8 protein-coding genes are annotated in these 11,890 nt (G+C 60.0%); 5 read left to right on the top strand and 3 right to left on the bottom strand.

The features are described from left to right. Positions 1 to 390 precede the first annotated feature (390 nt). The 5 genes from FJ398_02825 to FJ398_02805 all read left to right on the top strand — a co-directional run bounded on the left by FJ398_02825 (position 391) and on the right by FJ398_02805 (position 8,615). Positions 391 to 1,551 (top strand): methyltransferase domain-containing protein, encoded by a 1,161-nt coding sequence (locus tag FJ398_02825; protein MBM3836894.1) that lies wholly within the window; start codon positions 391 to 393, stop codon positions 1,549 to 1,551. Positions 1,552 to 1,743: 192 nt separating this feature from the next. Then, complete coding sequence (locus tag FJ398_02820) at positions 1,744 to 2,943, top strand: Fic family protein (GenBank protein MBM3836893.1); 1,200 nt, start codon at positions 1,744 to 1,746, stop codon at positions 2,941 to 2,943. 12 nt (positions 2,944 to 2,955) lie between these two features. Beyond that, complete coding sequence (locus FJ398_02815) at positions 2,956 to 3,903, top strand: radical SAM/Cys-rich domain protein (GenBank protein ID MBM3836892.1); 948 nt, start codon at positions 2,956 to 2,958, stop codon at positions 3,901 to 3,903. Between the two features lie 368 nt (positions 3,904 to 4,271). Continuing rightward, a complete protein-coding gene (locus FJ398_02810; protein ID MBM3836891.1) occupies positions 4,272 to 7,652 on the top strand; it encodes a hypothetical protein in 3,381 nt (1,126 codons plus the stop codon). Between the two features lie 330 nt (positions 7,653 to 7,982). Next, positions 7,983 to 8,615, top strand: coding sequence for a hypothetical protein (locus FJ398_02805; protein ID MBM3836890.1), 633 nt, complete (start codon positions 7,983 to 7,985; stop codon positions 8,613 to 8,615). A 206-nt stretch (positions 8,616 to 8,821) separates the two neighbouring features. On the opposite strand, the gene FJ398_02800 is transcribed toward FJ398_02805, so the two are convergent. The 3 genes from FJ398_02800 to FJ398_02790 are packed head-to-tail and all read right to left on the bottom strand — an operon-like array spanning position 8,822 to position 11,736. Next, positions 8,822 to 9,499 carry an ABC transporter ATP-binding protein gene (locus FJ398_02800; GenBank protein MBM3836889.1) on the bottom strand — a complete coding sequence of 226 codons (678 nt, stop codon included), beginning with the start codon at positions 9,497 to 9,499 and terminating at the stop codon, positions 8,822 to 8,824. A gap of 6 nt (positions 9,500 to 9,505) precedes the next feature. Beyond that, on the bottom strand, positions 9,506 to 10,792 hold the full coding sequence (locus FJ398_02795) for an ABC transporter permease (GenBank protein MBM3836888.1): 1,287 nt from the start codon (positions 10,790 to 10,792) through the stop codon (positions 9,506 to 9,508). After that, positions 10,789 to 11,736 (bottom strand): DHH family phosphoesterase, encoded by a 948-nt coding sequence (locus tag FJ398_02790; GenBank protein ID MBM3836887.1) that lies wholly within the window; start codon positions 11,734 to 11,736, stop codon positions 10,789 to 10,791. The genes FJ398_02795 and FJ398_02790 overlap by 4 nt, the downstream gene beginning before the upstream one ends. Positions 11,737 to 11,890: the final 154 nt, after the last annotated feature.

The raw sequence follows: 11,890 nt of genomic DNA, 5'->3' as shown, positions 1-11,890 counted from the left end.
CGCATTGAATTCCCGTGATAGCTGCGCGGGGCTGATCTGAATCAAAAATCCGGCTCAGCCGAACACGAGAGTGTCACCACACGGTGCCGACGACCCCCTTTTCGGATAGGGTCTCACTAGGAGGCACACCACCGCAAAATGACCTTTCAGGAGGAATTCGTTGCGCTGTTGAAGAGGCACGGATTGACGACGACGAACGCTCTCTGGAGAAGTAAATCAGCCGTCCCTGCGGGACTTGGGTGGCTGGTGGCCAGAACCCGGCAGGGAACTGCCGGGCGATTTTCAGGTCTCCCTCCGGGAGAGCCTTTGAGAAGCTTGTCCACGCTGGTCCACCTTCAGGCCGAGAAAAGGCATGCAAACCGGGCGAGCCCCGCTTAATTTTTTCAAGCTATGAGCGCAACAACCAAAGAAGGCGCAGTGAAACAGCGCTACCGCGCGGCGGCGGCGGCGCCGGAAGCAGCCCTGTGTTGTCCGATCGATTACGACCGACGCTTCCTGGAGGTGATTCCCGCCGAGGTGATCGAGAAGGATTACGGCTGCGGCGATCCCAGCCGATACCTTCGCGCCGGCGAAACGGTCCTCGATCTGGGCAGCGGCGCGGGAAAGATTTGTTTCATCGCGGCGCAGGTCGTCGGCTCGCAGGGCAAAGTCATCGGCGTCGATATGACTGACGAAATGCTGGCCGTGGCGCGCCGCAATGCGCCGTTGGTCGCCGAGCGGCTGGGGTATTCCAACGTCGAATTCCGCAAGGGCCGCATTCAGGATTTGGCGCTGGATCTGGAGCTTCTGGATCGCCAGCTTCAGCAACATCCGATCTCGAACGCCGCTTCGTTTCTCGCCGCCGATGAACTGGCGGAGGAGCTGCGCGCGCGGCGACCGCTCGTGGCCAGTGACTCAGTCGATGCGGTGATTTCGAATTGCGTATTGAATCTGGTGGAACCGAAGTCCAAGCAGCAGCTCTTCCAGGAAATCTTTCGCGTGCTTCGCAAAGGCGGCCGCGCGGTGATTTCCGACATTGTTTCCGACGAAGAAATCCCGGAGCGCCTCCAGAACGACCCGGAATTGTGGAGCGGCTGCATTTCCGGCGCCTTCACCGAAGATGGATTCCTGAGCGCCTTTGGGGACGCGGGTTTCTACGGACTCCAGATTTTGAAGCGTGACGACCCGCCATGGCGGACCGTGGAGGGGATTGAATTCCGTTCGGTCACGGTGCAGGCGTTCAAGGGAAAACAAGGGCCGTGCGTCGATCGGAATCAGGCCGTGATTTATTTAGGCCCGTTCAAGGAAGTCCTCGACGACGATGGCCACCGCATGGAACGGGGCCGGCGCTACGCGGTTTGCGACAAGAGCTATCAGCTTTACAAAAGGGAACCGTACCAGAGTCATTTTGCGTTCATTGAACCTCTGGCCCAAGTCCCGTCGGAACGCGCGAAACCGTTTGATTGCTCCGGCATGCGCGCGCGGCATCCGAAGGAAACCAAAGGCCAGGACTACAAGACTACAACGGAAGCCAGCCGGTGCTGCGACGGCGGGAATGGCGCGAGTTGTTAACCCCGGGATGTTTTGGTTGTTTCTGAGTCGCGTCCTCACGCACAAGACCGCCGTCGTTAAACTCGAAACGCAACCAGCGTTTCAGTCAAACTACCGGACACTGTAAGTGGACATGTTTTGGGACGTATTTTGAATGATCTTCCAGAACGTATTTGTTTTAAGGAAGTAATCTGGTAATGTTGCTGGACATGTATGCGGACATTTGATCAGACACATCCTTGGATTTCCTTTCGGTTGAACCTCGGCAAGGCGGGAGCGGAACTATGGCTTTCGCTCGGCGAGGCGTCGTCGAAGTGTGAGCACATTTCGCGCGTGCCGTTGCGCCCGGCCACAGCGCAGACGCTGCATCAGCTTTATCTCGCCAAAGGCGCGGCGGCCACGACCGCCATTGAGGGCAACACGCTTTCAGAAGAGGAAGTCCTGAAGGCCGTCGAAGGGAAGCTGGTCGTTCCGCCATCGAAGCAATACCTGAAGCAGGAGGTCGAGAACATCATCGCGGCGTGCAATGGCATCAGCAAGCACTTGGCGGAGGGCACGCTGCCGGAACTTTCGGCCAAGCTTTTGTGCGATTACAACCGGCAGGTGCTCGAAAAGCTGCCAGTGAAAGATGACGTAAAGCCGGGCGAACTGCGCACGCATTCGGTGGTGGTCGGCAACGTTTATCGCGGCGCGCCGGCGGAGGATTGCCCGTATCTGATTGACCGGCTGTGCGAATGGCTTAACGGCCCGGACTTCCAGGCGCCGGACAATTCGCCAACCGGCACAGACACGGTATACGCGATCCTGCGGTCGGTCGTGGCGCATCTTTATCTGGCGTGGGTTCACCCGTTCGGCGATGGCAACGGGCGCACAGCGCGCTTGCTGGAATTTCACATCCTGCTGTCGGCGGGCGTGCCGTCACCGGCCGCGCATTTGTTCAGCAACCATTACAACCAGACGAGGGCGGAGTATTACCGGCAACTTGATTACACGAGCAAATCCGGCGGAGACATCGTGCCATTCATCGGCTACGCGGTGCGCGGGTTTGTGGACGGCCTGCGTGAACAGCTTGAGAAGATCTGGATGCAACAGTGGGATGTCGTGTGGCGCAATTTTGTGCATGAGCGTTTTCAAAACCGGAACAGCCCGTCTGACACCCGGCAGCGGCATTTGGCGCTGGATCTGGGTGATGGCGAGGAGTGGACGGAGATTGGGAAGATATCAGAACTGACTCTAAGGCTGGCGAAAGCATACGCCGGCAAGACACCAAAAACCGTCCAGCGCGACTTGAACGCGCTGGCGGAGATGGGGCTGATTGCGCGTGACGGACGGAGGGTCCGGGCGCGGCGCGAGGTGATTCTTGTGTTTCTGCCGCTGCGTCGAAGCGTTGAAGAGCCCAAAACATCAGGTTGACCAATCGGGGAAATGAACCACTTTGATGAAAAGCTGAAGACGCACGGTTTGGCGCTTGGGCGAACGGCGTTGCACACGCTCCAGATCAACGTGGGACGGAAGTGCAACCAGGCGTGCCGCCATTGCCACGTCGATGCCGCGCCGTGGCGGACGGAAATGATGGACGCCAAAACCGCCCGCCGCGTCGGCGAATGGATTTCAGAACATCACCCGGGCGTCGTCGATCTGACCGGTGGCGCGCCGGAGTTGAGCGAGCATTTCCGGTTCTTCGTCGAGACCAGCCGCGCGATCGGCGCCCACGTCATCGACCGCAACAACCTGACCATTCTCGAATTACCGGAGTTTGCGGATTTGCCCGGATACCTGGCGCGAAATGAAGTCGAAGTGATCGCCTCGCTGCCGTGCTACTCGAAGGAGAACGTCAACAAACAGCGCGGCAACGGCGTGTTCGAGAAAAGCATCTCTGCGCTCAGGAAACTCAATGCCGTTGGCTACGGGACGCGCCTGCCGCTGAATCTGGTCTATAACCCGCTCGGCCCGAAATTGCCGGGGCCGCAAGCGGAGTTGGAAGCGGATTACCGGGAAGCGCTGCGGCAGGAGTTCGGCATCGTGTTCCATCGGCTCTTCACGCTGACGAACCAGCCGATCGCGCGTTTCGCGGCCGACCTGCGCCAGCAAGGGAAGTGGGACGAGTATCTCGATCTGCTGGCGAACAGTTTCAATCCGCAGACGGTGGAAGGGCTGATGTGCCGCACGACGTTGAGCGTCGGATATCAGGGGGAGATTTACGATTGCGATTTCAATCAAATGCTCGGCATGCAGATCCGGAACGGGAGCCCGCTTTACCTGTGGGATATCAAACCGGCTTCCCTGGATGGCCAGCCCATCCAGACGGGCTCTCATTGTCTGGCTTGCACGGCGGGTTGCGGCAGCAGTTGCACGGGGGCGCTGGCGGCGTAAGCAGTTACATGGTTAAATGGGTTAAATGAGTCAATTCGTTAAAAGAGTTGAAGCGCTGGGGCGGTGACGCCGCTGTAACGTTGTAACGATTTAACTTACTGCTTGGTCCGCGGGATGGACGACAAAGCTCGTAGCCCAGAGTTGCACTCTGCCGTATCGCAGAATTGTATTCTGCGGGGCGTCTCCCAGTCCGAGCACGCTGGGACTTGCCGGCGCCCTGCCGATTGGAAATCGGCGATACCGCAGATTGAAAATCTGCGCTACGGTTCTCCGGTCGATCTGTCGTCAATCCCACGGTCTGCACAGTATTTAGCTCTTTTAACCACTTAACCACTTAACCAAAGTAACCCTTCCCTCGCACGTGCGGAATGCTTCGTAAGATGACAGAGCGACCTCGAATCTGCGCTGATTCCCTCACTGAAGGTGGGGCGAGCGTTTTCGCGCCTTCGCGACGACGAAGCCGCTCCTGCGGCGCAGGCGCGAGCCAATCGCCATCGACGGACGGCTTGGCGGGAACCTCGCTCCACGCTGCTCCTTACACGCAACCCTGGGCTGGAGGGCGCAATCCCCTTGGGATTGGCGGCCACCGTCCACAGATTCGTGTAAGGAGCAGGCTCCACCAGCGATTACTGAAGGGTTATGTTTGCGCTGCTCGGTGGTTGATCTACGCGTGCTTCGCCGTCGGTGTCCGCGCGGAGAAGACGGCCCACTGGCAAATCTTCCGCGCGTCGGACGGCCTGAAGGATTCGCACGCGGTGGCGATCACGCTCAGCCAGCGGGGCAACGTCTGGGTCAAGCACGCAGACGCAGATGAAATCAGCGTGTTCGACGGATACACTTTCCGGAGTCTGGCTTCGCCGGGCCGCGATTCTTTCCGCGTTTACGAAAGCCGGACGGGACGGCAGTTGTGGTCGCTCTCGACCAACGGATTGATCATGTACGACGGAAAACAATGGGGCCACCACCCCGTTCCGGAAATCCGCGCGGAGATTCAGTCGGACGTGCTGCGGCAGATTCGGCAAATCCCGTTGCTCCCTGTTTTCCAGGGCCGGACGCTGTTTTTGCTCTCGACGCGGCTGATGGAATACGACGCCACGCGGCGGGAAACTACCGAGATCAAACACGTCAGCGAAACCGGGCTCGGCAAGTTTCTTGAAATGGCCGAGGCCCGCGACGGGGGCGTATGGATTACCGGAGCGCACGGGCTGGCCAAGATTAGCGGACCGCTCCGGCAGATCAACCGCGATTCCGTCTGGCAAACGCAGATTATTGGTGGCCGCTTGCAAGTGGAGAATCTGCAGCGCCCTTTCGAAGATGACCGCGGCGGAATCACCACGGTCGCGATGGATCGGCAAGCTTCCAACCGGCGAGTGCTCCTCCAATTCGACGGCACCAACTGGCAAAAGCGCATCGTAGAGGACGCGATTCTTAGGCAAGCTTGGCCTGGCTGGGACCAGAGCGTCTGGGGGTACACGATCAATTCGCTCCTGCGGTTCGAGCGCGAGCCGGAAGGGAGCTTTCATCGCCATCTTATCTGGCTCGGCCAATACAGCGATGTCGCCACCGATACGAATGGCGTGTTCTGGCTGGGCACGAGCGAAGGCCTGGTGCGGTGCGCCCCTTATTTGTGGCGCACGCCGGCGGCGTTGGACGGTGTGGGATCTCTCGCACACGCCGCGCTGGAAGAGGCGGACGGCACGCTTTGGTTTGCGACCGCTGATTTATTGCTGTTCCTCCGAGAGGGGCGCTGGCAGCGGGTGAAGTGGCCGGAAGGCTTTGAAGCGGATTTTCAACCCACCGACGCGCTTTACCCGTTGCGCGAGGGAAAACTGGCGGTGGCAGCGAATGGCCGCGCGCTCGTCTTCGATCCGGCGTCCGGGCGGTTCCGCTTTGTCGCGCATCCCACCCGGCAGTTCGTCCGCTTGATCGGCCCGCACAAAGATCGATCCGTCTGGGCGCAAACCAGCGCCGGCAATCCCGCTTCCGGCGAGGTGTGCCGGCTGGAGATTTTTGACGGAGAAAATTTTCTTCCCGGAATCGAAGCGCCACCCGACGGGAGTTTGAACGGCGACCTGTTTTTCGCGCACGAAACCCAGAACGGCGATCTCTGGATCGGAGGCACGGGCGGTGTCAGCGCTTTCCGAGGCGGGCGCTGGCAAACCTTCGATCCCGCGCAGGGATGGATTGGCGGGCGAGCCCTGTGCCTGCTCGAATGGCCGGACGGAAAACTGTGGTGCGGCGGCGCGGACAAGATCTGGGAGTTCGACGGCAAACGCTGGTCGATTCAGCGCGGCGGCCTGGGGCGCGTTTCCAATTTGATTCGGGCGCGCGACGGCAAGATTTGGGCGGCAACTTCGAGCGGCTTGTACTCCTACGCGGACGGCTCCTGGGTCGCGAATGGCGTCGAGGAAGGGCTGCCGAGCGAAGCCGTCTCCGAGGTGTGCGAAGACCGCGCCGGACGGATTTGGGCCGGCACGGCCCGGGGCGTCAGCCGGCACCATCCGAATGCGGATCCGCATCCGCCGCGCACCTTGCCGCCTCGCGTGGATTACGGCCGCCAGCCGTCCAGCGAAAGCCCCGTCACGCTTGAATTTCACGCGATCGACAAATGGCGCTATACTCCGGCGGAGCGCTTGCTCTTCTCCTACCGGTTCGACGAAGGCCAATGGTCGCCTTACACAAACGCGTTGACGCAATCGTTCGCCAACCTCCGCGCGGGCAAACACCGCGTCGAGGTGCGCGCCATGGATCGCAATCGAAACCCGGACCCGCTCTTCTCTTTTGTGGAATTCTCCGTCGTCGTGCCGTGGTACCGCGAACCCCGAGTCATGGGTTCGTTGACCGTCGGGTTGGTGTTGGTTCTGTTTTTCGCCGGGCTGGCCGTGAACCGGCATCTCCAGCTCATTCGCAGCTACGCGGAGGTCGAGAAAATCGTGGCGCAACGCACGCGCGAGTTGGAACGGGCGAATCAGGAACTGTTGCAGAGCCAGAAAATGAAAGCGCTGGGGACGCTGGCCGCGGGCATTGCCCATGACTTCAACAACATTCTCTCGATCATCAAAGGCTCCGCGCAAATCATCGAAGGTCACCTGGAAGACAAAGAGAAGATTCGCACCCGCGTCAACCGGATCAAAACCGTCGTGGAACAGGGCAGCGGCATTGTGAAATCGATGCTGGGCCTCAGCCAGATCACGGAAAAGAATCTGGTGTGGTGCGATCTGCGGGAGATGGTGGACGACACGCTGAAGCTGCTGGGTGACCGCTTTCTTCAGGAAGTGAGCGTGCGGGTCGAAGCCGGTCCTTCCATGCCGCGCGTGCCGGGGGTCCGGGAAATGATCCAGCAAATGCTCCTCAATCTGATCCTCAATGGCGCCGACGCCATGATGGGCAGGGGCGAACTGGCCGTGCGCTTCGAAATGCGGCTGGAACTCCCGGCCGGGCTGGCGCTGGCGCCGGCGATAGCGCCGAGTTACGTCGTGGTGGCGGTTCAAGATTCCGGATCGGGGATCGCGCCGGAAGTTTTGCCGCGGATCTTCGAGCCGTTCTTTACGACCAAAGCGTTTTCCACGCGCCGCGGGACGGGCCTGGGTTTATCGATGGTGTACGAGCTGGCCAAGCAGATGGGCTATGGCCTGAGCGTCGAAACGATGGAAGGCCAGGGCAGCACCTTCTCGATCTTCTTCCCCGTGCGGCAACCGCCCGAAACGCCGGACACGGCACCGGCCGAGAGATCCGAGCAACTGCATTGAATAGAGCCGTTTCACCGGTAGGGCGAGCCGGTCCGACGTTGAGTGGACGATGGTTGTTCGGCTCAGCGAGGACGCTTCGCCCTACCGTGGATGATCTTCAATGCAACGGCCTGTGAATAAGGTCTGAACAGCCCGTGAACAAAAAAGAATATGTTTTGCTCGTTGGGAATCGGGAGTGCCATCACCATTCCGAACGAGCTTGAGAATGTAGGGCAGACATCTTGTCTGCCGGTTGAAAGGGCATCCTTGCCCTGTCGTTCGAGCGGTAGGACGCCGCCCGAACTGGCAGGCTGGAATCCTGCCCTACACTACAGAAAGGCGAATGACGCAATGGCTACCGAAGAACGAGTGCTTTGTTTTGAGCGAAAACTGCTCGAAGGCCTGGGCGTGTTCCAGGGCCTGAGCCTGGAGATTGAGAAATATCTGCCGGTGCTGACGGCCTCCACGAACATTCTCTACCTGAACCGCAGCGAAGCCGAACACGACCCGCGCTACAAACAGCTCATCCCTTACGTCCTGGTCATTTGCCGCGACCGCATCTTGCGGTATCGCCGCGGCAAGGGCGGGCAAGAGACGCGGTTACACGGCTTATACTCGGTCGGAGTCGGCGGGCACATTTCGGAGGAAGACCATGGGCTATTCTCCACCGACCGCGGGTATCAGGAAGGAATGCGGCGCGAATTGATGGAGGAAGTCGCCATTGAGGAAGCGCAGGAGACACCGGTCGCGCTCATCAATGACGACAGCACGGAAGTCGGGTTGGTGCACTTTGGAGTCGTGCACGTCCTGCGCGTGCCGCACGAGGATGTGGCCCGAGGGCGCAGCGGGATTGTCGCTTTGGAGTTTATCTCGCTTTCGGACGCGGTGAAGGATTCAGCGGGCTACGAATCCTGGTCGCGCTTCTGTTTGGGACAGTTGGACGTGCTGCTCTCCAAAGCCGCCGCCGAACACGTGACGCGTTGATGTTGATCTTGCGTGAGCGGAATGGGAGCCGCGTTCAAGCTGTCACTTTGGAAATGGACTTGGATCCCACGAAACACGCGGAGCCCACGAAATCGCCCGTTCCGATTTCGTGTGTGTTGTGTGTTTCGTGGGCATGACTGACTCCCGGCCGTGGGGCGCGGCAAACCGGCAGGTTTGCCCTACCGGTCAGTCGTGCCGGCCTGGGGTCAGCCGCGAATCTGTCCATCCACCAGTTCGACCACGCGCGGGGCTTGCGCCGCAATCCGGGCGTCGTGCGTCGCAAAAATCAAAGTCGCCTGGCGTTCGCTGCGGAGCGCGCAGAGCAGGTCGATGATTTCCTGGCCGGTGTGCGAATCGAGGTTGCCGGTCGGTTCGTCCGCCAGGATCAATTCCGGTTCGTTGATCAAAGCGCGCGCCACCGCCACCCGCTGCTGTTCGCCGCCGGAAAGTTCGTACGGTTTGTGGTCCATTCGGTCGCTGAGTCCGACTCGTTCCAGAAGCTGCCGCGCGCGGCTCACGGTTTCGGCGGCATCCCTTCGCGCCATCCGGGCCGGGAGGCAGACATTCTCCAGCGCGTCCAATTCCGGGAGGATATGATAAGCCTGGAAGACGAAACCCACCTTGCGATTCCGAAAGCGGTCGAGTTCGCTCCCGGAAAGCCTGGCGAGATTCTGCCCGGCAAACCAGATTTCCCCTTCATTCGGCGCATCCAGTCCGCCGAGCAAATGGAGCAAGGTGCTTTTGCCCGCGCCCGACGCGCCTTGGATCGCGACGAATTCGCCGCGCTGCACGACGAGGTCCACGCTCTGGAGCACGTCCACGCGCCGTTTGCCGAGCGTAAAGCTCTTTCTCAGCCCTCGGGCAGTGATCAAGGCTTCCTGCATCGGCTCTCATTCATGGCGCAGCGCTTCGACGGGCTTCAAGCGGCCCGCGTTCCAGGCCGGAAACACCCCGGCCAACAGGCAAATCAGAAGCGACCCGCCGCAGATGATTAGAATGTCTCCCGCCTCGATCAACGCCGGAAGCTGGCTGAACCCGTAAATCCGCGAAGGAAAAAGCTCGAAGTCGGTCGCTCTTCTCAAGAACAGCAGAAATTCGTTCCGATAAGCCACCGCCAGCATTCCCAGCCCATACCCGGCCGTCACCCCCATCGCGCCGACGAGCAGGCTCTGGCTGAAAAAGATCGACATGATCTGGCTGCCGGACGCGCCGAGCGCCTTCAGGATTCCGATCTCCCGCGTTTTCTGAACCACAAAGGTGATCAAGGAACTGGTGATGCCAAACGCCGCGACGATCATGATGAAGAACAACAGGTAGAACATCACATTCTTCTCCACCAACAGCGCATCGAGGATGTCGGAGTTGTCCTCTTCCCAGGTCCGGATCCTGACGCCGGGATCGAGCACGGCCTGCAGCTCCGTCCGGACTTGCCGGGCGGCGCTGGGATCGAGCAGCGTCACCGTCAGGCCTTGCACGGAATCATCGAGACCGGACAAGTCTTGCGCGTTGGCGATGGAGCAGACGATGAAGAAACTGTTGAACTCGTAATAGCCGGCGTCAAAAATGCCGCCTACTTCGAATTCCGTGGGCAGAAGACCTTCATCGACTTCTTCATTGGCCCGGCTTTTCTTGATCAATCTTTGCACGCGCCGGAGATCGCCCATCGAATAGATGGACAGCGTATCGCCCACACTGAGGCTCAAGCTTGCGGCCAGTTCTCGTCCGAGCAGCACTCGATTGCCGCGCACGTCATAGTTGCCGGTGGAGATACTGGAGGGGAGAATACTGATCTTGCTCTCCGAGTCCGGGTCGGGATCGACTCCGCGAATGGCTGGGAAAAGGTACTGCGGCGCTCCATTCACCGGCTGAGTTTCCACCATCACTTGTCCCATGACCAGTGGCGCGACGCCTTTGACGCCTTGATGGGTCGAAATCGTGTGGATCAATGCCGCGTAATCCGTCATTGGCCCGTTCGCCTCGACGCGCAGATGCGACTTGAATCCGAGGATTTTCTCGCGCAACTGGCGGTCGAACCCCGCCATGACACTGATCACGATGATGAGCACGGCCACTCCCAGCATGACGCCGATGATCGAAATGAGGGTGATCACCGAAACGAACGTCCGCTTGGGCCGCAAATAGCGGACTGCCAGCATCAACTCAAACGGCAGCTTCATTTCCCCTTCGCCAATTCAATCCCGTCGAAGAGACTTTCCAGGCTGTTGAGCGGAGCTTCCCGCAACGGCGCCGGGTTCAGGACCTGGCGCAAATAACGGACCGCATCGGGGATTTGCTGCACGGAACGAGGCAGCGTGGCGCCACAGGCATTCGGATGGCCGCCGCCTTGCAGTTTCTCCGCCACCTTAATGGCTTCGCCGTTGCGGCTCCGCAGGCTGGCGATGATCATGCCGTTGGCCTTGCGGAACAGCGTGATCAAAACCGGATACTTCGTCGCCTTCCGTTCGAGGAGGTGATGGACGATCAGATTGATGTTGCCCACCACGGTATCGACGTATCCGACGGTGGGACTCAACTTGGTGACATTGGCTTCGCTCCAGGCATAACCCAGGGGATCTTCCACGCGGCGCTTCACGGCCATCACTTCCAACAGCGGATGGCCGAGCAGGCGTTCGATCTCGCCCTCGATCAGTTCGCACAGATTCCAGAACTGATACGTCTTGACCAGATTCGCGTAGTCGGTGGCGATGATAAAATCCGGGTCGTCCTCCAGGAACAAATCCGAGACGTTGTTGAGATGCACCAACCGGTCCAGTTGCGGCGTGCCCAGGCCTTGCGCCTGGCAAAGTTCGTAACACAGCAAGCCGGCGGACTTGGCCGCGTCGTGGATGAGCGTGGCGTGCTTGGCCGCGGCGTCCGTCGCGTGATGATCGACGACGACCCATTCCGGCCGGTCCAGGCGTTCCTCGAAAGTCATGTCGCAGACCCAGGCGGATTGTTCGCGGAGGCTACGCTGGCGCCAATTGTGATTGTGATAAGCCTCCAGGGGCACATCGACCGCGAAAAGTTTTCGGGCGAGCCGCTTGAGCAGCAGCCCGGAAACCAAGCCGTCCAGATCGCTCTCATGAGTGATGATGACTTCGGGTTTGGGCAATGAGAACATTCGGGCGCACAGTAATCCATCGCTGCGCGCAGTGCCAACTGGAATATTCGAAACCGTGAACCGTGCAGGCCCTACGGCTAACGATGGTGGAGCGACGCTCCTGCGGAGCTTTTCTTCGATGGCATGGCTCGGCCGGAGCCTCGCCCCACCATCT

It is taken from the genome of Verrucomicrobiota bacterium, from assembly GCA_016871535.1.
Taxonomy (GTDB): Bacteria; Verrucomicrobiota; Verrucomicrobiia; order Limisphaerales; family SIBE01; genus VHCZ01.
This window is presented reverse-complemented; position numbering and strand designations above follow the sequence as displayed.

What these genes read in the sequence shown, in the direction of transcription:
- FJ398_02825 (MBM3836894.1), top strand. Translation starts at nt 391, where the DNA reads ATGAGCGCAACAACCAAAGAAGGCGCAGTGAAACAGCGCTACCGCGCG.
- FJ398_02820 (MBM3836893.1), top strand. Translation starts at nt 1,744, where the DNA reads ATGCGGACATTTGATCAGACACATCCTTGGATTTCCTTTCGGTTGAAC.
- FJ398_02815 (MBM3836892.1), top strand. Translation starts at nt 2,956, where the DNA reads ATGAACCACTTTGATGAAAAGCTGAAGACGCACGGTTTGGCGCTTGGG.
- FJ398_02810 (MBM3836891.1), top strand. Translation starts at nt 4,272, where the DNA reads ATGCTTCGTAAGATGACAGAGCGACCTCGAATCTGCGCTGATTCCCTC.
- FJ398_02805 (MBM3836890.1), top strand. Translation starts at nt 7,983, where the DNA reads ATGGCTACCGAAGAACGAGTGCTTTGTTTTGAGCGAAAACTGCTCGAA.
- FJ398_02800 (MBM3836889.1), bottom strand. Translation starts at nt 9,499, where the DNA reads ATGCAGGAAGCCTTGATCACTGCCCGAGGGCTGAGAAAGAGCTTTACG.
- FJ398_02795 (MBM3836888.1), bottom strand. Translation starts at nt 10,792, where the DNA reads ATGAAGCTGCCGTTTGAGTTGATGCTGGCAGTCCGCTATTTGCGGCCC.
- FJ398_02790 (MBM3836887.1), bottom strand. Translation starts at nt 11,736, where the DNA reads ATGTTCTCATTGCCCAAACCCGAAGTCATCATCACTCATGAGAGCGAT.